The organism is Intestinibacillus sp. NTUH-41-i26 (assembly GCF_032769475.1).
Classification (GTDB): domain Bacteria; phylum Bacillota; class Clostridia; order Oscillospirales; family Butyricicoccaceae; genus Agathobaculum; species Agathobaculum ammoniilyticum.
Genome location: NZ_CP136477.1, coordinates 2,063,366 through 2,085,479, shown reverse-complemented (window position 1 = coordinate 2,085,479; position 22,114 = coordinate 2,063,366). Strand labels below are relative to the sequence as shown.

Annotated in this window: 19 protein-coding genes and 4 pseudogenes; 20 read left to right on the top strand and 3 right to left on the bottom strand. The window is 58.7% G+C overall.

Annotated elements, in window-relative coordinates; genetic code table 11:
• Nucleotides 1-22 precede the first annotated feature (22 nt).
• The 20 genes and pseudogenes from RX717_RS10700 to RX717_RS10600 all read left to right on the top strand — a co-directional run bounded on the left by RX717_RS10700 (nt 23) and on the right by RX717_RS10600 (nt 20,590).
• The gene (locus RX717_RS10700) at nt 23-286 is read left to right on the top strand and encodes an HPr family phosphocarrier protein (protein ID WP_107632189.1); all 264 of its coding nucleotides are present in this window, start codon (nt 23-25) and stop codon (nt 284-286) included.
• A gap of 175 nt (nt 287-461) precedes the next feature.
• Nucleotides 462-1,975 (top strand): annotated as a pseudogene (uvrC, locus tag RX717_RS10695) (excinuclease ABC subunit UvrC); the annotation flags it as partial.
• A gap of 90 nt (nt 1,976-2,065) precedes the next feature.
• Complete coding sequence (locus RX717_RS10685; RefSeq protein ID WP_316960665.1) at nt 2,066-2,242, top strand: helix-hairpin-helix domain-containing protein; 177 nt, start codon at nt 2,066-2,068, stop codon at nt 2,240-2,242.
• Nucleotides 2,243-2,245: 3 nt separating this feature from the next.
• A pseudogene (gene rsmD / locus RX717_RS10680) lies at nt 2,246-2,707 on the top strand (16S rRNA (guanine(966)-N(2))-methyltransferase RsmD); the annotation flags it as partial.
• A gap of 88 nt (nt 2,708-2,795) precedes the next feature.
• A pseudogene (gene coaD, locus RX717_RS10675) lies at nt 2,796-3,282 on the top strand (pantetheine-phosphate adenylyltransferase).
• A 2-nt stretch (nt 3,283-3,284) separates the two neighbouring features.
• Nucleotides 3,285-3,740, top strand: coding sequence for a hypothetical protein (locus RX717_RS10670; RefSeq protein ID WP_054327156.1), 456 nt, complete (start codon nt 3,285-3,287; stop codon nt 3,738-3,740).
• 390 nt (nt 3,741-4,130) lie between these two features.
• Nucleotides 4,131-4,547, top strand: a complete 417-nt coding sequence (gene mraZ, locus RX717_RS10665) for a division/cell wall cluster transcriptional repressor MraZ (protein ID WP_262564482.1) — start codon at nt 4,131-4,133, stop codon at nt 4,545-4,547.
• Nucleotides 4,548-4,574: 27 nt separating this feature from the next.
• Nucleotides 4,575-5,523, top strand: a pseudogene (gene rsmH, locus RX717_RS10660) (16S rRNA (cytosine(1402)-N(4))-methyltransferase RsmH).
• A gap of 17 nt (nt 5,524-5,540) precedes the next feature.
• Complete coding sequence (locus tag RX717_RS10655) at nt 5,541-6,029, top strand: cell division protein FtsL (protein WP_107631909.1); 489 nt, start codon at nt 5,541-5,543, stop codon at nt 6,027-6,029.
• Between the two features lie 98 nt (nt 6,030-6,127).
• Nucleotides 6,128-8,518 carry a penicillin-binding transpeptidase domain-containing protein gene (locus tag RX717_RS10650; protein WP_054327159.1) on the top strand — a complete coding sequence of 797 codons (2,391 nt, stop codon included), beginning with the start codon at nt 6,128-6,130 and terminating at the stop codon, nt 8,516-8,518.
• 10 nt (nt 8,519-8,528) lie between these two features.
• Nucleotides 8,529-9,971 carry a UDP-N-acetylmuramoyl-L-alanyl-D-glutamate--2,6-diaminopimelate ligase gene (locus tag RX717_RS10645; RefSeq protein WP_107631910.1) on the top strand — a complete coding sequence of 481 codons (1,443 nt, stop codon included), beginning with the start codon at nt 8,529-8,531 and terminating at the stop codon, nt 9,969-9,971.
• Nucleotides 9,972-9,997: 26 nt separating this feature from the next.
• Nucleotides 9,998-11,380: a UDP-N-acetylmuramoyl-tripeptide--D-alanyl-D-alanine ligase gene (locus RX717_RS10640; RefSeq protein WP_107631911.1), complete on the top strand. Its 1,383-nt coding sequence runs from the start codon at nt 9,998-10,000 to the stop codon at nt 11,378-11,380.
• Complete coding sequence (gene mraY / locus RX717_RS10635) at nt 11,377-12,375, top strand: phospho-N-acetylmuramoyl-pentapeptide-transferase (RefSeq protein ID WP_199855202.1); 999 nt, start codon at nt 11,377-11,379, stop codon at nt 12,373-12,375. Before RX717_RS10640 ends, mraY begins: the two co-directional genes overlap by 4 nt.
• 37 nt (nt 12,376-12,412) lie before the next feature.
• Nucleotides 12,413-13,660: a putative lipid II flippase FtsW gene (gene ftsW, locus RX717_RS10630; RefSeq protein WP_107631912.1), complete on the top strand. Its 1,248-nt coding sequence runs from the start codon at nt 12,413-12,415 to the stop codon at nt 13,658-13,660.
• Between the two features lie 21 nt (nt 13,661-13,681).
• A complete protein-coding gene (gene murG, locus RX717_RS10625) occupies nt 13,682-14,818 on the top strand; it encodes an undecaprenyldiphospho-muramoylpentapeptide beta-N-acetylglucosaminyltransferase (RefSeq protein WP_054327166.1) in 1,137 nt (378 codons plus the stop codon).
• A gap of 17 nt (nt 14,819-14,835) precedes the next feature.
• Nucleotides 14,836-15,765, top strand: a complete 930-nt coding sequence (locus RX717_RS10620; protein WP_054327167.1) for a cell division protein FtsQ/DivIB — start codon at nt 14,836-14,838, stop codon at nt 15,763-15,765.
• Nucleotides 15,766-16,062: 297 nt separating this feature from the next.
• Entirely contained in the window at nt 16,063-17,211 is a 1,149-nt protein-coding gene (gene ftsZ, locus RX717_RS10615) for a cell division protein FtsZ (RefSeq protein WP_107631913.1), read from the top strand.
• 185 nt (nt 17,212-17,396) lie between these two features.
• Entirely contained in the window at nt 17,397-18,338 is a 942-nt protein-coding gene (locus RX717_RS10610) for a magnesium transporter CorA family protein (protein WP_054327634.1), read from the top strand.
• 192 nt (nt 18,339-18,530) lie between these two features.
• The gene (locus tag RX717_RS10605; protein ID WP_054327633.1) at nt 18,531-18,950 is read left to right on the top strand and encodes a YjdF family protein; all 420 of its coding nucleotides are present in this window, start codon (nt 18,531-18,533) and stop codon (nt 18,948-18,950) included.
• Between the two features lie 356 nt (nt 18,951-19,306).
• Entirely contained in the window at nt 19,307-20,590 is a 1,284-nt protein-coding gene (locus RX717_RS10600; protein WP_054327632.1) for a glycosyltransferase family 2 protein, read from the top strand.
• Nucleotides 20,591-20,631: 41 nt separating this feature from the next.
• On the opposite strand, the gene RX717_RS10595 is transcribed toward RX717_RS10600, so the two are convergent.
• The 3 genes from RX717_RS10595 to RX717_RS10585 are packed head-to-tail and all read right to left on the bottom strand — an operon-like array spanning nt 20,632 to nt 22,102.
• Nucleotides 20,632-21,072: a HEPN domain-containing protein gene (locus tag RX717_RS10595; RefSeq protein WP_054327631.1), complete on the bottom strand. Its 441-nt coding sequence runs from the start codon at nt 21,070-21,072 to the stop codon at nt 20,632-20,634.
• The gene (locus RX717_RS10590; protein ID WP_054327630.1) at nt 21,056-21,367 is read right to left on the bottom strand and encodes a hypothetical protein; all 312 of its coding nucleotides are present in this window, start codon (nt 21,365-21,367) and stop codon (nt 21,056-21,058) included. The genes RX717_RS10595 and RX717_RS10590 overlap by 17 nt, the downstream gene beginning before the upstream one ends.
• A 3-nt stretch (nt 21,368-21,370) precedes the next feature.
• The gene (locus RX717_RS10585) at nt 21,371-22,102 is read right to left on the bottom strand and encodes an acyl-[acyl-carrier-protein] thioesterase (protein WP_054327629.1); all 732 of its coding nucleotides are present in this window, start codon (nt 22,100-22,102) and stop codon (nt 21,371-21,373) included.
• Between the last annotated feature and the right edge of the window lie 12 nt (nt 22,103-22,114).

Sequence of the window (22,114 nt, the reverse complement as noted above, 5' to 3'; positions counted from 1 at the left end):
AGAAATAGGAGCGATGCAGATTATGTATTCGAAAGAGGTACAGGTTACCAATCAGGTAGGTTTATATGCCCGACCGGCAACTTTTTTTATTCAGAAAGCCAATGAATTCAAGAGCACGATTCTGGTAGAGAAGGAAGAGCGCCGCGTGAATGCGAAGAGCCTGCTCGGTATCCTTTCCCTTGGCATTACCAAGGGTACTACCATCAACCTGATTGCGGACGGACCGGACGAGGAAGAGGCGGTATCCGCATTGGTTGAGTTGATTACGTCCAATTTCACCGACTGATTTTATCGCATCCTGCAAAAAAGCGCCGATATCGCATCGGCGCTTTTGTTTTACCCTGCGGCTTTTGTTAAAGGGTAAAGCGGGAGGCTGGCGCTTCTTTAACGCGCCACAAGGAAGAAAGGGGCGGCCCGCCATAAACAGGGAGCAATTAAAAGAGCGTGTGCGCAAGCTGCCCATGCAGCCAGGCGTATACCTGCACAAGGACAAGACTGGTAAGGTAATCTACGTCGGAAAAGCGAAGCTGCTGAAAAATCGGGTGTCCAACTACTTCCAGGCGCCGGAGCGCCTGAACCCGAAAACGCGGCAGCTTGTCAGCCATATCGCGGATTTCGACATCATTGTGACCGAGACCGAGTTCGAGGCGCTGGTGCTGGAAAATTCGATGATCAAAAAGTACAAGCCCAAGTACAACATCCTTCTCAAGGACGACAAGGGCTATCCGTATATCCGGCTGAATATGGACGCGCCGTATCCGGCGTTTTCCGTGGTGTCCAAGCCGGGGCATGACGGGGCGCGGTATTTCGGCCCCTACCCGGGGCGCGTGGCCGCGCGCCGCGCGATCGATACGATCAGCGAGGCGCTGCATCTCAAAACCTGCTCGCGCGTGTTCCCACGCGACATCGGCAAGGACCGGCCGTGCCTGAACCAGCATTTGGGACGTTGCTGCGCGCCCTGCACGGGTAAGGTCAGTCCGGAGGAGTACCATGCGCTGATCGGCCAGGCGGTCGCTTTGTTTGAGGGCGACGCAAAGCGGCTGGAAAAGGAACTGACGGAGAAAATGAATGAAGCGGCCGAGGAGCTGCAGTTCGAACGCGCGGCGCTGCTGCGCGACCGCCTGCGCGCGGTGCAGCGGCTGGGAACGCGGCAGCATGTGGTCGCGGGCGCGTTCGCGGAGCTGGATGTCGCGGCGTTTGTGCAGGGGCAGACGCGCGCCTGCGTGTGCGTGCTGCACTATGGCGGCGGCGCGCTGCAGGACAAGGAGTACACCCTGTTCCATCTGACCGAAAGCGATCCGGCCGAGGTGTTGTCGTCGTTCATCAAGCAGTATTATGCGCAGCGCGGCGCTGTGCCGAAAACCATACTCCTTTCGCACGAGCTTGAGGAGCAGGAGGCGGTGGCGGAATACCTGTCTTCGATCGCGGAGCGACGGGTCGAACTGGCGGTCCCGCAGCGCGGCGAGCGCCGCGTGCTCACCAGGCTCGCGGAAAAAAACGCGCGCGAGGAGATCGAGCGCAGGGAAAAGCAGTCCGAGCGGCGGCACAAATCGCTCGAGCTTTTACAGAACGTCACCGGCATGGCCGCGCTGCCGCTGCGGCTCGAGGCATACGATATCTCCAACTTCGCGGGGCAGGATACGGTCGGCTCGATGGTTGTGTTCACGGAAGGGCAGCCAAAAAAAGCGACTACCGCAAATTCCGGATCGCCTGCGCGGCCAACGGGCAGGACGACTACGCCTCCATGCGTGAAATGCTCACCCGCCGCGTACAGCGCTATGTGGACGGGGACGAGAAATTCACGCCGCTGCCGGGGGCCTTTTTGATCGACGGCGGCCTGGGGCATGTTCGCGTTTGCAAGGAGGTGCTGGATTCGTTCGGGCTGACGACGCCCTGCTTCGGCATGGTCAAGGACGATCATCACCGCACGCGCGCGCTCGTTGCGCCGGACGGGCGCGAGTTCGGCATCTCGGCCACGCCCGCGCTGTTCGCGCTGATCGGCCGCATCCAGGAGGAGGTACACCGGTTTGCCATTGAGTATAACCGCAAGCTGGGCGGCAAAAAGGTGCGCGGTTCAACGCTTGACAAGATCGAGGGCATTGGGGACAAGCGGCGCGCCGAGCTGCTCCGGCACTTTGGCAGCATCGAGAACATCCGGCAGGCGAGCGAGCAGGAGCTTACGCGGGTGTTGCCGCGCAATGCGGCGCAGGCGGTATACGATTTTTTCCATAAGGAGGACTGAAGTATGCGTGTGGTATCCGGCTCCGCGCGCGGCTGTAAATTGCAGCCCGTACCCGGCATGAGTACCCGCCCGACGACCGACCGCGTTAAGGAAAATGTGTTCAACCTGATCCAGGAGCATGTCCGCGGCGCGGAGGTACTCGACCTGTTTGCGGGAACGGGGCAGCTTGGGATCGAGGCGCTTTCGCGAGGCGCGCGGCACTGTGATTTTGTGGAGTGCGATAAGGCGGCATACAATATCGTGTGTAAAAATACAGAAACCGCCCGCGTGGCCGACCGCGCCTCGCTACACCGGAAAGAGGCGGCCGACTTTGTTTCCTGTGCTGGAAAGCGGCGCTACAGCTTGATTTTTCTCGATCCCCCTTACGGCGGCGAAATTCTGGAAAATGCATTATTACAAATAGAAACGTTTGACATTCTCTCTACAAATGGTATAATAATATGCGAAAGTGCAGTAGAGGACCGGTTTGCGCACGGGTTTGAGGTCGTCCGCGAACGTCGCTACGGCGCGACTTTGATTACCGTTCTGCGGAACGGCGAAACGGATGAAAAGCATGAGAGTAGCGATCTATCCGGGGCAGCTTTGACCCGGTCACCTTGGGACATCTGGATATTATCCGCCGCGCGTCGGTCGTGTTCGACCGGCTGATCGTTGCGGTGATGCATAACCAGAATAAAAAGCCGATGTTTTCGGTGGACGAGCGTATGGATTTCCTGAAGCGGACGACAGGCGACCTGCCTAACGTGGAGGTCGCGTCGTTTGGCGGCCTACTCGCGGATTATGCGAAGCAGGAGGGCGCCTGTGCGGTGGTTAAGGGACTGCGCGCGGTTTCGGATTTTGAATATGAGTTCCAGATGGCGCTGGCGAACCGGAAGCTTAATCCTGAATTGGACACGGTGTTCCTGATGACGAGTGCGGAGTATATGTATTTATCCTCGTCCGTAGTAAAGGATATTGCGGTGCATGGCGGCAGCGTTGCCGGATTTGTCCCTGCAGAAATCATAGACGATATTGTGCGCCGCACAAGAAAGGAAGGCTAACGATGGCAACTTTGGACGAACTGATCAACAGCATGTACGATATGGTACAGGACGCGAAAGGCATCCCGCTGGCGGGCGAGAAGTGCATCTTGGAGCGCGACCGTCTGCTTGATCTGCTCGATGAGCTGCGCGCCACGCTGCCGAACGACTTGAAAACAGCGCAGGACATCGTTGAGAAACGCAGTGAAATGCTTGCCTCCGGAAAGCGCGAGGCGGAATCGATCCGCCGTCAGGCGGAGGAGGATGCCCGGCAGATGGTTTCCGAAACCGAGATTGTCGTGGCCGCGCGACGCAAGGCAAAGGAAGTGCAGGGCAACGCGGAGATCCAGGCCCGAGAGTTGCGCCGAGTGACGAACGAATATTGTGAGGATACGCTCAAGCGCACCGAGGAGGCGGTGGCGCTTTCGCTGGAGGAGATCCGCAAGGTGCGCCAGCGCTTTAAGAGCATCGCCAAATAAATAATATTTTGCAGCATCCGAAAAGCCAGGTTTTTTACCTGGCTTTTTTTGCTGCGTTTTGCCGGCGAAATAAGGTGGAATAAACTGTAAAATAAGAGGAGGGTGGGAAAACGGCGCGGTACGGGCGGAAAGAATGCGCGTTTTTGTGGGATTTCTCCCCACCGTTCGCGCAGCCAAAATAGGCGTTTGTGGAAAGGAAAAATAATCGAACAAGTGTTTGAAAAATTGCAAAAACCACTGTTTTTTCATTTTACCGCCATAATCTTCCGCAAAAAAATACGAAAAAAATCCTTGCAATCTGGAGGGCTTCTCGTTATAATGGATTCAAGGTGGTGAGAAGTGGGGTAAAGTGTCACAGATTCCACCAAAGGGAAAGCGTGGTGTGAATCGGTGAAAGGCGAATACAAGCATTCCATAGACGCCAAGGGGCGTCTGGCGATGCCGGCCAAGCTTCGTGATGAGCTCGGCGAACGCTTCACCGTCACCAAAGGGCTGGATGGATGTCTGGCCGTTTATCCGGAAAAAGAGTGGGAGGGGCTGGAAGAGCGCATCCGCTCCCTGCCCATGTCCAAATCCCGCGATCTGCAGCGCTTTTTCTTCTCGGCCGCGTTCGACGCCGAGCTGGACGCGCAGGGCCGCATCCTGCTGCCCGCCAACCTGCGCGCGTACGCAGGGCTGAGCAAGGAGACGGTCGTTATCGGCGCCTCTAACCATGCGGAAATTTGGGACGCCGTGAAATGGGCGGCTTACAATGACAGCATCACCGATGATCGCATCATGGAGGCCATGGAGGATCTCGGGTTCTAAAAAGCGCCGTACAAGGAGGGTCAGCGTATGGAATTTCATCACGTTTCCATTTTGCTCGAACCCTGTCTGGAGGCGCTGCATATCAAGCCGGACGGCGTTTACGTCGATGCGACGACAGGCGGCGCCGGACATTCGCTCCGCATTGCGGAGCGTTTGCATGATACTGGACGCCTGGTCTGCATCGATCGGGACGACGAGGCGCTGGAAAACGCGAAAGTGCGCCTGAAGAAGGTCTGGCAGCGCGTATACACGGTGAAAAGCGATTTCCGCGAGATTGATCGGGTGCTTGCCAGCCTGGGGCTGGCGGGCGCGGATGGGATACTGTTCGACTTGGGCGTTTCGTCGCCGCAGTTGGACCATGCGGAGCGAGGTTTTTCCTACATGAAGGATGCGCCGCTCGACATGCGGATGGACCGGACGCAGACGCTGACCGCGTACGACGTGGTAAACGGCTGGAGCAGGGAGGAACTTCGTCGTATCCTGTTCGAATACGGCGAAGAACGCTATGCGCCGCTGATAGCAGCGGCCATCGAGCGGGAGAGAGAAAAAAAAGCCGATAGAAACGACGGGAGAGCTTGTAGAAATCATAAAGGGCGCGATGCCGGCCAAGGCGTTGCGGGAAAAACAGCATCCGGCCAAGCGCAGCTTTCAGGCGATCCGCATAGCCGTTAATGACGAGCTTGGCGCGGTGCGGGAAGCGATGGATAAGGCGATCGACTGCCTGAACCCGGGCGGGCGCCTGGCGGTGATCACATTCCACAGCCTAGAGGACCGCATTGTCAAAGCCGCGTTCCACCAGGCGGCACAGGGCTGCACCTGCCCGAAGGATTTTCCGGTCTGCGTCTGCGGCGGGAAGCCTAAAGTCAGGCTGACGCCCCGCAAGCCGATTCTGCCGGATGAGAAAGAACTTGCAGACAACCCGCGGGCGCGGAGCGCAAAGCTTCGCGTGTGCGAAAAAATAGGAACAGACGGATAGGACAGAAAGGAAATGCAATGATGACTGCCAGCAGGGAGAGCGTAGCGTACAAACAGTATGAAGAGCGCATGGCGCCCGTACAACAGGAAAGAACACGCGACCTCCGTGCAGTCCCGACGCCGCGCCGCCGCAAAAAAGCCGCCGTACGGCTGAACGTGTTCGTGTGCGTCAGCGTCATTGCGATCGCAGCGGTGTATATCCTGTTCTGCCAGATGCAGCTGACCCAGCTGACCGCGCAGGTCAGCACCCAGACCGAGGCGCTCGACGAGCTTGCGGCGGAAAATGTTTCCCTGTCAAGCAAGCAGATGAACAGCATGGACATGACGCAGGTGGAGGAATATGCGGTGAACCACCTGGGCATGGTAAAAATGGACAATTCACAGATCGAATATGTGGAACTGACCAATCCGGATACGGTCACGGTGGCGCAAAGCGGGGTGTCACTGGACGCGCTGTTTTCCGGCTTGGCGCGCAGCTTTTCTGCAGCCCTGGAATATATCCGGTAAGTAAATGAATAGGATGCGTAATAGGGGAGTGAGAGGTGGAAACTTCTGACTCCTTACGCTTTTTTTCGACCAAACGGCAGTGGAGGGATGCAACGCAAATGGCAGCAAAGGGACCGAACAATTTAATGCGCTCGCGCATCGTGATGCTCACGCTGGCGTTTGTGGCGATCGGCTTCGGCCTGGTCGCCGTGCGCCTGCTGTATATGCAGGTATTCCGCAACGACTTTTATGTGCAGCAGGCGACAACACTGCAGACGCGGGACACGCTGGTCACGCCCAACCGCGGCACGATCTATGACGCGAATATGCAGGTGCTGGCTGAATCGGCCTCGGTCGCCCGTATTACGGTCAACCCCAAGGCTGTGATCGACGAGTCCAAGGTGAACAAGGGGATACCGGCGGAACAGCAGCAGCAGGAGCTGGCGCAGATTCTTGCCGACACGCTGGAGTTGGACTACGACACCGTGCTGGGGAAAATCAAAAGAACCGATACCCAATATCAGATCATCGCCCAAAAGGTAGATAAGGACACGGAAAACGCCCTGTATGAAAAGCTCGAGGCTGCGGGCTGCGGCAACGCGGTCTATTCCGAGCCGGACACCAAGCGGTATTACAAATACGGCGCCTTCCTTTCCACCGTGCTGGGCTATGTCAACGACGATAACGTGGGCGTTTACGGCTTGGAATCCGAATACGAGAGCGAGCTTGCCGGTACTGCGGGGCGCATCGTCCGCGCGCAGAATGCCAAAAACCAGGATATGCCGTATGATTATCAGCAGTACATTCCGGCAACGGACGGAAACTCGCTTGTGCTGACGATCGACAGCGACATCCAGAATATCCTAGAAAAGCATCTGGAAACCGCGCTGGCGGATAATCCCAATGCACGCGACGGCGTATCGGGTATTGTGATGGATGTCAAAACCGGCGCGGTGCTAGCGATGGCCAACCTGCCGGACTTCGACCCCAACCAGCCGCGCGTAATCTCGGACGAACGGTACCTGAACGAGCTGAAGGAGACCGTGCAGAAGCTTTTGGAGGAGGCCGGTGTATCGGCGGAGATCCCCGACAAATACTATCAGGAGGGCGGACTGGATAACCTGCCGGAGAGCGTGCAGAACAATGAGGCCTTGGTTGACGCGCTGACGGACGCGCGGACCGAGGAGCTTTACAAGATGTGGTATAATCCGGTTGTGACCGATACCTATGAGCCGGGCTCCACTTTCAAGCTGATGAACGTGGCGACCGCCTATGAGCTGGGCGTGGTGCATGCGGAGGATACCTTTTACTGCGGCGGCTCGATGATGGTCGGCGACTGGAAGGAGCCGATCAAATGCCACAACACCAACGGGCATGGCTCGCAGACGCTGACGCAGGCGGTGATGAACTCCTGTAACGTGGCGATGATGCAGATCGTAGCAAAGACCGGCAGGGAACGCTTTTACGACTTTTTCAAGGCGTTCGGCATGAATAGCAGGACCGGCATCGACCTGCCAAATGAAAGCCCAGGCATCTTCTTTGACGTAGAGGACAGCACCTCGTGGAACGAGGTGTCGCTCGCGGTATCCTCGTTCGGCCAGCGCTTCCAGGTAACGCCGATTCAGATGGCGAGCATGATTTCGGCCATCGTGGACGACGGGAGGCTGAAAAAGCCTTATCTGGTCCGCGAGGTGCTGAATGCGGACGGTTCGATCAAATCCACGGCCGAGACCGAGGTTGTCCGCCAGGTCATTTCGGAGGACACCTCCGCGTATATGCGCGATACGATGCTGCAGGTTGTGGAAAGCGGCACGGGCAAGAACGCCTATGTACCCGGCTACCGTGTGGGCGGTAAGACCGCAACCTCAGAGATTCTGAAAGAGGCGGAGGACGTCGAGGACCGCTATACGGCTTCGTTTATCGGCGTGGCGCCGATGGACGATCCGCAGATCGTGGTGCTGGTCGCGATCAGCGACCTGCCGGAATCCTCTCCGCACGGCGGCGGTGCGCTCGCCGCGCCGGTCGTCGGCCGCATCATGGAGGATGTGCTGCCGTATATCGGCGTGACGCCGGTGTATACCGATGAGGAAAACGACCGCCGCGAGCTGACCGTACCCGGCGTGGTCGGCTCCACGCAGGAGCAGGCGGCGAGCACGCTGCAGCAGGCGGGCTTTGCGTACCGCGTCGTCGGCAGCGGCGACACGGTCACCGACCAGGTGCCGGCCAGTGGTGTGCGCATTCCGGCCAGTGGCAAGGTCATCCTGTATATGGGCGAGGATAAGCCTGCGGAGCAGATCGAGGTACCCGACCTGACCGGATTGACGCCGGACGAGTGCCGAGACACGCTGGAGCAGTACGGACTGTACCTCAAGCAGAAGGGGGTCGCGTCCTCGCAGATTACAGGCAATACCACCGCGAGCCGGCAGAGTCCGGCAAAAGGGACCAAGGTGAATATCGGCGCGGTGGTCACGGTTGAATTTTCCGACACAACGGGTGTCGACGACCGATAGGAGGAACGGAATGAAATTACAGGAATTGCTGGCTGGCGTTGCGGTGCAGAGCCGTACGGCGGCGCCGGAGCTGGAAATCGGCGAGGTGCGGTATGATTCGCGCGCGGTGGAAAAGGGCGACCTGTTCGTGGCTATCCGCGGCTATGCGACGGATGGCCACCGGTATATCGAAAAGGCGCTCGCGCAGGGCGCGGCGGCGATCGTATGTGAAGAAGCACCGGCGGGGGCGCCGGCGGTCGTGGTGGAGAACTCCCGCCGCGCGCTGGCGGAGATCGCGGCCAACCGCTTCGGCCATCCGGCGGACAGCATGGTCATGCTCGGCGTGACCGGAACGAACGGCAAAACCACCACGACCTACCTTATTAAGCATATTCTGGAGCAGGCAGGGCATACGGTCGGGCTGATCGGCACCAACCAGAACCTGATAGGAAGCGAGGCCATCGAAACTGAACGCACCACGCCGGAGAGCTATGAGCTGCAGGCGCTGTTCGCCCGTATGCGGGACGCCGGCTGCACGCATGTGATTATGGAGGTATCCTCGCACTCGCTCGTACTCGACCGCGTACACGGCATCCGCTTTGCAGTCGGCACGTTCACCAATCTGACACAGGACCACTTGGATTTCCACAAAACCATGGAGGAGTACCGCAGGGCAAAGGCGCGTCTGTTCGCGGTCAGCGACAGGGGCGTGATCAATCTGGACGATCCGGCGGCCGACGCCATGCTGGCGGACGCTCTGTGCCCATGCCTGACGTTTTCCTGTGAAAAGGACGCCGCCGACCTGACCGCCAGGAATATCGGCCTGCATGCGGATGGCGTTTCCTTCCTGGCCAACACCAGGGGCGAGCTGGCGCGCGTCCGTCTGGCGATACCCGGCCATTTTTCCGTGGAGAATGCGCTGGCCGCGCTGGGGATCGCACTGCAGCTGGATATGCCGCTCGCGGATGCCGCGAAGGCGCTGGCCACGGCAACGGGCGTGAAAGGCCGCGTCGAGGTGGTGCCGACCGATACGGATTATACAGTGCTGATCGACTACGCGCACTCGCCCGACGGGGTGGAAAACGTCCTGCGCGCCGTGCGCGGCTTTGCCAAGGGGCGGGTCGTGGCGCTGTTTGGCTGCGGCGGGGACCGCGACCGGACCAAGCGGCCTAAAATGGGCGCGATCGCGGCGGCGCTGTCGGATTTCTGCATCGTGACGAGCGACAATCCGCGCACCGAGGAGCCGCAGGCCATTATCGACGATATTCTGGAGGGCATGAAAGACACCAAAACGCCGACGCGGGTCATCGTCGACCGGCCGGAAGCGATCCGGTGGGCGCTTGCGCACGCCAGGAAAGAGGACATCATCGTTCTGATGGGCAAGGGACATGAAACCTATCAGGAGGTCAACCATGTGAAGCATCATATGGATGAACGGGAGATTGTCGCGGATTATTTCGCGGATAGGAAGTAAGAAAAACAGCTTGGGGGAATCGATTGATGGAACGCTTTACACTGGCGCAGGCAGCGGAATGGACCGGGGGGAAGGCGCACGGGGCGGCATCTCTGTCGTCGGTCTCCACGGATTCCAGGCAGATACCGCCGGAAACGCTGTTCCTGCCGCTCAAGGGCGAGCGCTTCGACGCGCATGATTTTATCGCAAAGGCGGTGGATAACGGCGCCGCGGCCGTGGTGTCGCACCGACAGAACGAAACCTATCCGGTGCCGGTTCTATATGTGGAGAACACCGCGCAGGCGCTGTTGGACCTGGCGGGCGGCTACCGCCGGCTGTGCGGCGGCAAGGTGGTCGGCGTAACCGGCTCGGTCGGCAAAACGACGACCAAGGAACTGCTTTACGCCGTGCTCAGGCAGCAGTTCTGCGCACAGAAAACCGAAGGCAACCTGAATAACGAGGTCGGCCTGCCCCTCACCCTGCTCCAAATGACTAGGAAAACCGAGGTCATGGTTGCGGAAATGGGCATGAACCATTTCGGGGAGCTGTCCCGTATGACCGCGGCCGCGCAGCCGGATATCGCGGTTATCACCAATATTGGCACCTCGCACATTGAATTCCTTGGCTCGCGCGAGGGCATCTGCAGGGCGAAGCTCGAGATTTTGGAGGGCCTCCGGCCGGACGGCTGCGCCGTGCTCTGCGGAGACGAACCGCTTCTCTGGGAGAAGCGGGACGCGCTGGGCTGCCGGACGGTTACCTATGGGATAGAAAATCCGGCGTGTGATTTAACTGCATACTTGCATGGAGACAGTGCATTTGATATAGTAAATAACGGTCTGCCGGCGGTCGAATTGCCGCAGGGCGGACGTTTTTCGGCAAAACTCAGCATACCGGGCGCGCATAATATACTTAACGCGCTCGCGGCGGCGGCGGTCGGCCTGCTGCTGGGCGAGACGCCGGAGCATATCGCCGCAGGACTTTCCTCCTATGAGGCAAGCGGCATGCGGCAGAACATTTACGAGCAGAACGGCTACTGCATCTTTGCGGACTGCTATAACGCCAGTCCGGACGCCATGGAGGCGGCGCTCAAGGTGCTCGGCGGCATGGCGGAAGGCGGGCGGCGGTTCGCGGTGCTTGGCTCCATGCTGGAGCTGGGCGGCTATGCGGAGGAGGGCCACCGCCGCGCGGGACGCGCGGCCGCGGAAAACGCCGACGCGCTGTATGCCTATGGGCCGGACGCGGACGCGATGGTCGCGGGCGCGAAGGAGCGCGGCATGGCCGCGGCGTATGCGTTTGACGACCAGGCCGCGCTTGTCGCGGCGCTGCGGCGAGATGCGGAAAAGGGCGACGCGTTGCTGTTCAAAGGTAGCCGCGGGATGCGGATGGAGCGCGCGCTCGCATGGTTCTTAGGGGAGGACGTGGAAGAATGACACCGATCAATATCCGGACTGCGCTGATTGTCTGCGCGGTCGCATTTGTGATCACAGCGGCGATCGGGCCGGCGGTGATCCGCTATCTGCGCAAGATGAAATTCGGCCAGAAGATATTGGAGATCGGGCCGAAATGGCATATGAACAAGCAGAACATCCCGACGATGGGCGGGTTTATGTTTATCATCGGCATTGCAGTGGCGGTTCTGGCGGGCAACACGCTGCTGGGAGGGGTTTCGGTCTCCTCGCTGGCGGTGCTGGGCCTTGCCGCAGCGTACGGCGCGGTCGGTCTGGTGGATGATTACGCTAAGATTCGCAAAAAGGAAAACGCGGGGCTGACGCCCAAGCAGAAGCTGGTGCTTCAAATTCTGGTGGCGGGCGCGTTCATCCTGGTGCTGTTTCTGGAGTCGGACGGACTGCCCGCCCTCTGGATCCCGTTTACCGCTGTGGCGATCCCGCTTCCCTGGCCGCTGTACATCATCTTTGCCGCGTTCGTTATCGTGGGCGCGGATAACGCGGTCAACCTGACCGACGGTATCGACGGACTGGCCGCGGGTGTGACCCTGCCGGTCGCCATTTTCTTTGTGTTTGTCGGCATTGCGCGGCAGGACGCTGGCGTGATGCTGTTCGCGGCGGCGCTCGCGGGTGGCTTGGCGGCGTTCCTGATCTATAATTTCAATCCGGCCAAGGTTTTCATGGGGGACACGGGCTCGTTGTTTCTTGGCGGCGCGGTGGCAGGTCTGGCGTTTGCCTGCGATATGCCGTTGATCCTGCTGCTGGTCGGGCTGATCTATATTATCGAAACGCTGTCTGTCATCCTGCAGGTAACATACTTCAAGGTTTCCGGCGGCAAGCGCCTGTTCAAGATGGCGCCGATCCATCATCATTTTGAGATGTGTGGCTGGGGCGAAAAGAAGATCGTGCTGATATTTTCCGGCGCGACCATTCTGCTCTGCCTGCTGGCGTATTATGTAGCGCTGGCGCCGGTTCTGTAAACTGTTTACAATTCAAAGCCCGTTCGGAGGTGTCCACATGGCAACGACAACCAGACAAGCGCGCACGGTGCGCAGGGTGACCGCAGGACCGCGGTATGCGAACCGTCCCGCCATGCGGGCGGAAGAGAGGGGCGAGACGGCGCTGCAGCCCTCCGACGGCCGGTTCCGCGAGCGGACGCGCGTGCGCGCCCATGCCTGGGACGCGGGTATTTTCTTTTCGGTCATGCTGCTGCTGGCGATCGGCTTGGTCGCGCTGTTTTCCGCGAGCTATTCGACCGGCTATTACAATTTCAAAGGCGATTCCCTGCATTTCGTTACGCGGCAGGGGATGGTCGCCGTAGCTGGCGTGGTCGCGATGATCGTTATTTCCAAGGTTAGCTATAAGCTGTACGCTAGGTTTTACAAGCCGTTTCTGGCGGTGTCGGTCGTGCTGCTGATTCTGGTTGCGATACCGGGCATCGGCACCTGGTATAATGGCGCGCGGCGCTGGCTGTTCGGTTTTCAGCCGTCCGAGCTGGCAAAGCTCGCCGTTATTGTGTGCTTCGCGTATTGGATCGCGCGCGACGCGCAGAGCGTGCGCAGCTTTAAGGGGCTGGTCCGGCCATACGGCTTCCTGCTTGCGGTATATGTTGTGCTGCTGGCGCTCGAGCCGCATACCTCGGCGATGATGATTGTCTGCGGCATCGGTGTGTGCATCCTCGTCGCGGGCGGCATGCGGCTGTGGTATTTCGTTCCGATCGGCGTGGTGGGCGCCGGAACGTTGACGGCGTTTTATTTCATGTTTTCCCATGTGCGGGATCGCTTCGCGGTATGGCTCGACCCGTTTTCGGATATGACGGATAAGGGCTTCCAAGGGGCGATGAGCCAGATCGCCATCGGCTCGGGCGGCTTTTTCGGCTTTGGGCTTGGGCAGGGACGGCAGAAGCACCTGTACCTGCCCGAACCGCAGAACGATTTCATCTTTGCCTCATGGTGTGAGGAAATGGGCTTTATCGGCGCGCTGCTGGTGATTCTGCTGTTCGCTTATCTGATTTACCGCGGGTTCCGCGTCGCGCGGGCGGCGCCGGATAAATTCAGCGCGATGCTGGCGACCGGCATTACCGCAAAGCTGGCGATACAGACATTGATGAACCTGTTCGTCGTCACAGGCATTATTCCGGTGACGGGTGCGGCGCTTCCGTTTTTCAGCTATGGCGGCACGGCGCTGCTCATGCAGCTCGGAGAAATGGGGATACTGCTGAATATATCGCGGTATATGCGGATAGACGCGCGCAACGAAGAATGAAGCGATAGGGGGAAATCAGGTTTGAAGCTGTATATCACTGGCGGCGGCACGGGCGGGCATGTGACGCCCGGGCTTGCCATCGCGCGGTATTTTGAGCAGAAGCATCCGGACACGGTTGTCCGGTTCGCAGGATCGGCGCGCGGTATTGAAAACAAGCTTGTCCCGAGAGAGGGGTATCCGCTGGATACCATTGAGATCATCGGCTTGTCCCGCTCCATGAGCCCGAAGGGGCTTGCACATAACCTGAAAGCGGCGCGGCTCGCCGTATCCGCGGTCGGCAAGGCGAAAAAGCTGCTGCGGGAGGCGCGGCCGGACTGCGTGATCGGCTGCGGCGGCTATGCATCGTTCGCGGTCGTTCGCGCGGCGCAGCAAATGGGGATACCGACCGTGCTGCTCGAGGTCAACGCACTGCCGGGCAAGGTGACGCAAATGCTGGCAAAAAAGGCGGACCGCGTGCTGGTCTGCTTTGAGCAGGCGGAAATGCTGCTCGGCGGCGGCGACAAGGTGGTCGTGACCGGTGCGCCCGTGCGCGGTGAAATTTTATCAGCGGACCGGAAAAAGGCGCGCGCCCGCTTCGGCCTGTCTGAGGACGATCAGCTTGTCGTCTCGTTCTGGGGCTCCATGGGCGCGAAATATATGAATGAGCACATGGCGGGTACGATCGCGCTGGAATGCAAAAACAATGTGCCGTACCGGCATGTACACGCATCGGGCGCGGCGGCGCGCGACTGGATGCCGCGGCTTGCGGAGGAGCAAGGCGCGGCTTTGCGGGAGCATCCCAATATCGAACTGACTGAGTATATTTATGATATGGCGGACCGCATGGCGGCGGCTGACCTGATCGTCTGCCGCGCGGGCGCGGCGACGATGGGCGAGCTGTGCATGCTGGGGCGGCCCGCGCTACTGGTGCCTTCGCCGTTCGTGGCGGAAAACCATCAGGAGAAAAACGCGCGCGCGCTCGAGCAGGCGGGCGGCTGCCGCGTGCTGCTGGAGAAGGACGCTTCGCCCCAGCGGCTGTACGACGAGATAGGGGAGCTGCTGTCCGATCGGGAACGCCTGCGGCAGATGGGGCGCGACGCGACGCGCCTGGCCGCGCATGACGCAAGCGAAAAAATTTACCGCGAGATCATGCAGGCTGTCCGCGAGCGGCAAAAATAAGGCAAAGGGGCGCTTGCATGAGACGCAGGAAGCGAAAACAGAAAACGCCGGAACAGATGAGGAAACGGGCGAACCGGCGGCAGCGGTTTTTCCATACGGTCGGCCGGCTGCTGTTTGTCGGCATACTGCTGTCGGCTGCCGTGCTCGCCCTGACGGTCTTTTTCAAGGTAGACACGATTTCCGTGGAAGGGTCCACCAAATACACGCCCGAGGAGATCGTCGCGGGCATGGATGTGAAAAAAGGTGACAACCTTTATCTTTGGAACAAGGTGAAAACGACAAATAGCCTGCTGGAGCAGTTTCCCTATCTGGAAACCGTGCAGATCCGGCGCCACTTGCCGGATGCGCTGGTCGTCACAGTGACCGAGTGCCGGGCGGCAGTGGCTGTTTCCACTAACGGCGTGTACTATCTGGTCAGCGCGCAGGGCAAAGTGCTGGAGCAGGCGGCGACGGATAACGGCCTGCCGGTCGTAGCCGGCGTGACGCTTGAGGCGGTCCGGCCGGGGCAGACGCTGGAGCCGGCTGCGGATGCCTATGTGGACGCTCTGCTGACCGTGCTGCAAACGCTGGACGCGGCGGACATGCTCTCGGAAACCGATTTCATCAACCTGCAGTCGCTCACCGATGTGCGCGTCGGCTATCTGGACCGGTTCGATATCCGCGTCGGCACGATGGAACAGCTTGCCTACCGGCTGCGCTTTGCGCAGACTGTGATCGATGGGCGGCTCTCACCCTCCGATATCGGGCGGCTGTACTGGGATGCGAAAAACAGGCTGCATTTTGTGCCGGATACTGCGGAAAATATCGCGCATTCCGCAACCGGACAGGAGACGGATGACAGCCCCATTGTCGATCCGGACGCGCTGGACGCAGCCGGCGGAGACGATGCAGGGGAAGCCGACGGCGGGGCGGACAGCGGCGCCGCCGGTTCGGAGGGTTCCGAATGACCGGCACGTCGCCCTGTCCCATTAAAAGATCGCAGCGCCCGCAAAAGGCTTTTTCACAGCGGAGGGATGCCGGATATTGGTGAAAAATACCGGCGCCGCCTTTGGTGGAAAGATACAGAAAAACTCAATATTTTTTTGAGGGATTCACTAATATGTGTTGCAAAATAGAACAAAAAGAGGTAAAATTAAAACAATAGGGGCTGTCTGTCCATTCTGCTTCCAGACAGGGACAGGCCGTTGATATTGTGTAACGAAGATAATCTGAAAGATTTTTTATCATAACGGAGGATGGCAACAATGGGTTTTGAGTTTGAACAGGGCTTGGATAATGTAGTAAATATCAAAGTCATCGGCGTGGGCGGCGGCGGCGGCAATGCGGTCAACCGCATGGTCGAAAGCGGCGTGCAGGGCGTTGAGTTTATCTCGATCAATACAGATATGCAGGCGCTGAACTTCTCTCAGGCCGGCACCAAGATCCAGATCGGCGAGAAGCTGACCAAGGGACAGGGTGCGGGCGCAAACCCGGAGATCGGCCGCAAGGCTGCGGAGGAGAGCAAGGAGCAGATCGCCGCGGCGCTGGCCAACACCCATATGGTGTTCATCACCGCAGGCATGGGCGGCGGCACCGGCACAGGCGCGGCGCCGGTCGTGGCGCAGATCGCCCGTGAAATGGGTATCCTGACGGTCGGCGTTGTCACCCGTCCGTTCGCGTTCGAGGGTAAGAAGCGTCTGGAGCAGGCGCTGGGCGGCATCGACGAGTTGAACAAGAACGTCGATTCGCTGGTCATCATCCCAAACGAGCGCCTGAAATATGTTTCCGAACAGAAGATCACGTTCAAGAACGCGTTTGAGATCGCTGACGGCGTGCTGCGGCAGGCGGTCGCGAATATTTCCGAGCTGATTACCGTGCCGGGCTTCATCAACCTGGACTTTGCGGATGTTACCTCGGTGATGAAAGACGCGGGCTATGCTCATATCGGCACGGGCCGCGCTGCTGGGAAGGACAAGGCGGCGGAGGCCGCGCGCATGGCGATTTCCAGCCCGCTGCTCGAAACCTCGATCGATATGGCGCACGGTGTTATCGTTTCTGTTATCGGTTCGGATGATATCGGCTTGGATGAGGTCGAAACCGCTGCGACGATGGTCCAGCAGGCGGCGCATCCGGACGCGCATATCATCTTTGGCGCGTTTATCGACGACACGATGGACGACGAGATCCGCGTAGTCGTTATTGCCACCGGATTCGACAACATCCCCAATTCCGCGAAGCTGAATATGGATGGAAAGGCTCCGGAGCCGGCGTCCTCCGGCTTGTTCACCGAGGCGTCGACCGCGGCGGCGGAGGACAAGTCCGCTTCCGCCAAGAGCAGCCAGTCGAACGAGCTTGGTTCGGACGACGCGGCGTTCGACGTGCTGATGCGCATTTTTGATAAGGATCACCGCTGATTCTGTTGGTGCCTGTGTAATCATGCAAAACAGCCCTGTAAAGGGCTGTTTTGGTCTGAAAAGGCCTTGTAAAGTTTGTGTAAAAGGAGTGTGATCACCGTGAGTGCGGACCCTCGAAGTATAAAAAAAATAAAAGCTCGCGGTGGCGCAGAGAGATAATTGCCGCCGCAGAAAGGCGGTAAGATATGGTAGAATTTTACAAGACGATCGACGGCCGCGTAACCGAGCTTTCGGGCTTTACGGAGGGCTGTTGGGTCAATATGGTGCATCCTAGCTCGGACGAGCTGGAGGAGATCGCGCGGGTGGCGCGGGTGGAAGAGGAATTTATCCGCGCGGCGCTTGATCCGGAGGAAAGCTCCCGTGTCGAGACGGAGGACGACCAGCTTTTGATGATCGTCGACATTCCGATGGTGGAGAAAAGCTCGGTCGAAGATGGCGGGCAGATGTTCAGCACCCTGCCAATGGGGATTGTAGTAGGGCAGAACGCGGTTATCACGGTCTGCCTGGACGACAGCATCATCCTGCGATCAATCGCGGAGGGCGCGGTAAAGGGCGTCCATACGGCGATGCGCACGCGGTTTGTGTTCCAGATCTTGCTGCGGGTGGCGGGCCGCTTTCTGAAAAACCTGCGCATGATTGAACGCGACTTCACCCGAATTGAAAAACGTTTGTATGATTCGCTTAAAAATGAAGAGCTGATCCAGCTTCTGGGCCTCTCCAAATCGCTGGTATACTTTTCCGCTTCTCTGAAGGGCAACGAAGTCACAATGGAAAAGGTGCTGCGCGGACGGGTACTCAAGCTGTATGAGGACGATCGGGATATCCTGGAGGATGCGCTGATCGAGATTAGGCAGGCGATCGAAATGGCCGGCATCTATTCGAGTATTTTGTCCGGCACGATGGACGCTTACGCGTCGGTTGTTTCCAACAATCTGAACATCATCATGAAGGTGCTGACCGTGTTGACCATCATCATGACGATCCCCAATATCATCTTTGGCTTTTATGGGATGAATATAGAGGGAGGACGGATACCGGGCGATTTTGTCTGGTGGATTCCGCTGGCGATCTCGGTTGGGGGCTGCTTTTTCGCCTGGTATATGCTGAAAAAGAAAAATCTGGATTAACCTATTGCGCCGCGGATGCGGCGCTTTTTCTTTGCTGGTTTGACGGATGGGTTCCGTCATTATATAATGAAAGGGCAGAGATAAAAACACGGTCCGGTTGGTAGTCCGGACGCGACGGGGAACCGCCGCCAGTAACCTGCCTCCTTTGGTTGTCCGTTCTCTGTGCGCAGAACCAATAAAGGAGGAATTTCTATGCGCACAGTCAATTGCCGTGTGACCGTGTATTTTGACGACCCGTTCTGGGCCGTGTTGTATGAGCGGGAGAGCGGCGACTGGTATGAGGCGAGCCGGACGGTGTTCGGCGCGGAGCCCAAGGATCACGAGGTGTATGCGTTCCTGCTGCAAAGCTGGCGGCGGCTGCGGTTCAGCCCGCCGATACCGGTGGGCGAGCGGCCGGCGCGGCCGGATAACCCCAAGCGCCGCCAACGCGCCGCCCGTCAGGCGGTGGAGAGGTCGGGAACCGGTACGCGGGCGCAGCAGGCGCTTGCCGCCCAGCGCGAACAGGGGAAAACCGCGCGCCGCATCCGCACGCGGGAGGAAAAAGCGAGGGAGGCTGCGGAACGCTATGAGAAGCACCGGCAAAAGCGCAGGGAAAAGCACAAGGGACACTGAACCGTGTCCCTTGTGCTTTTTAACGTTATAACTAGGACTCTTTTCATCACGATAACGGTTAAACGGCCCAATGTGACGGACGGCAGGGAAAAATACCAAAAAACTTAAGAAATACTTCATGGAATCCGTCTGGTTTTCTGCTATACTACAATAAATAATGTGACAGAAATACGACAAAAAAGTGTGATGAAAATTACAGAAAAAATATCTGGTTTTTTGTGCGAACAGTGAAAAATGCAAGGAGGTTGTGAATTTCCGGCAAAAACTTATTGCATAATACGGCAATAGTGCTATGATAGTACAAGAATTAGAGAGAGTAACTTTGCGAGTGGGAATGAAGGAGACGAGTTTTCGCCATGCTTCGCTTTTTAGAAAGTTTACATTTTGTTTTATTCATATTTTTTACCGCAGCCTATGCGTACCAAATCGTTTACCTGCTGATCGGCTTCTTCGGAAAAGGGAAAGGCGGGAAGCAAGCCCCCGCGCTGCACCGCTATGCGGCGATTATCGCCGCGCGCAACGAGGAGAACGTGATCGGCGACCTGATCAAAAGCCTTAAGAGGCAGGACTATCCCGCCGAACTGTTGGACGTGATCGTGATTGCGGATAATTGCACAGACCGCACGGCGGAGGTATCCCGCCAGGCGGGCGCGATCGTTTACGAGCGGTTTAACAAGGTGCAGGTCGGCAAGGGATATGCGCTCGATTATCTGTTCCGCCGCATTTTTGAGGACCAAGGCGAGCAGGCCTACGAAGGCTTCTTCGTGTTTGACGCGGACAATCTGGTTGACCCGCAGTTTGTGCGGGAAATGAACAAGATGTTCGACACCGGCGAATACGCGGCCCTGACCAGCTACCGCAATTCCAAAAACTTCTGCGACAATTGGATTTCTGCAGGCTATGCGCTGTGGTTCCTGAGGGAAGCGCGCTACCTGAACCGCCCGCGCACCCAGCTTGGGGTGAACTGCGCGGTTTCCGGCACCGGCTTCCTGGTCGCGGCGGATGTGATACGCGAGGATGGCGGCTGGCCCTACCATCTGCTGACCGAGGATATTGAGTTTTCTATTTCATGCGCGATCCGCGGCCGGAAGATCGGCTACTGCGGCACGGCCGTGATCTACGACGAGCAGCCGACCGCGTTCCGGCAGTCGTGGGATCAGCGAATGCGCTGGACCAAGGGCTTTTACCAGATCGACGCGCGCTATACCGGCGCGCTTCTGGGCGGCTGCCTGCGCGGCGGGCGCCACAGCATGTCCTGTTATGATATGCTGATGACGGTCGCGCCCGGCAACCTGGTCACGCTCGGCGTGCTGGCGCTGGCGCTGTTCGCCTGTCTGAGCAGCCTTGCGCAGCCGGCGTTTATCACATACCGCGTGCTGCGTATGCTGGGGCGGATTATTTGGATGACAATTAAGGGGATTTCGTTCAGCCTGTTCCTGTTCGGGGCGGTCACGATGCTATCCGAATGGAAGAAAATTGATGGTCCGGCATGGAAAAAGATTGTGTTTATGTTCACGTTCCCGCTGTTTATGCTGACGTACATACCGATCTCGCTTGCCGCCTTGGTGAACAAGGTGGAATGGAAGCCGATCCGGCATGGCTTGGCGGCCAAGGCGGAAAAAGGAAAAGAACGGGCATAAAGGCCCAAAAAGCCTGCTGCGGGGAACGCAGCAGGCTTTTATTATTCTTCGATGCGGTGCGGCCGGCCGCCGGCGTAAAGCTCCCTGCGGATCGCGGCGAACATGCGCTCGGCCATATCCAGATACCGCCGGATCTCGCGCTCGTCGATCTCGAAAGGGAGGTCGGTGGGATAGCGCGTTTCAATATAAAGGTCGTTGAGCGCCGCGCTTTCATCGAGGTATTCGGTAAACGTATCCGGATCGATGCGGATGGCCTGCCGGCACAGATAGGTGAGGTTGTGCCCGTCAAAGTGTCTGCCGGTGCGATAGAGCAGATAGCCCTTGAGCGCTTTTTCAATCGCCTGCTGGCAGTGGAACGCGGTGTTGTAAGGGTCGCCGCCATAGGTCAGAAGCAGGCGGGCGCACTGCAGGTCGCACAGCGCTTTGTCCAGCCATTTGTAATAGAAATGACTGTCGGAGGCCCCTTTACGTCGTCGACTCATAGATTACCTGGCCTTTCCGGGCGATCCAGGCGGCGTACGATGTTCCGTCGGCGCACAGATCTTCCCATTCCTCGGCGGTATACACGCTCAGATTGACCGGCACATCGGCCGAGATTGCAAGGTGCAGGCGTGGCCGCAGCTTACGGCAGTCCACGTCGTCCGGCACAATGACGCACAGGCTGAGCGCTTTGAGCTTGCCGGTCGCCATCGTGCGTTTTTCGGCAAAAAGGATGATTTTTTCCGGCCTACAGATCCGCAGGATATCGTCGGCCGTTTGCTTTATCAGATCGGTCATGCTTCAGGGTACCTGCCTTTCCAGAGGGGACATTGTGGCGAGCGCTTCAAAATGCGGTTTTCCATCTGCCTCGCCGCGGACGTAGCGGGCCGAGCCCACCGTGCCGCAGAGAAGTGCGAGCTGCTCGCCGAACGTGGTTTCCGCCGTGTAGTTGACCTGTAGCTCGGAGATAAAGCCCGGCTGCCGCTGCAGGTCGAGCGCGTCCGAGATCAGCTCGACGACGCGGACATTGTTGACATGGTTGTTGACATCCAGGTCGGAATATAGGACGGGGTGGACATGATGTGGTTTGACAGACGCGCAAGAGAGCTTGGGAAGCGGGTCGAATAACGCACCGCGCGCCGTATGTAGGTAATCCGCGGCCGCGGGGAAGCCGCTGGGCCGCAGGATGCGGTGGGTCTGCGGGTCAAGCGTCACCCACATGGACTGGGCCTCGCCGACCAGCTTTTCGTTGGCAAAAAACGCAAAGCAACGGTACCAGCTCGCGCCGCGGATGCCGGGACACCAGGTTTCGCAGCGGATGCGCTCGTAGGGCAGCAACGGTCGCAGGAGAGTGGCGCGCATCCGAGACAGTACCCACAGGATATGAAGGTCTGCGGGGCCGAGATGCAGGGCCTCCGCGTGTACGGTAGCCGCGTCCTGCATGATGTTCCACAGGAAAGACGGCTTTGCGATGCCGCGGTTATCAACATGGCTGTAATTGATCTCGTATTCACGGGAAAGCAGGTCGGCCAAGGGGATACGCCT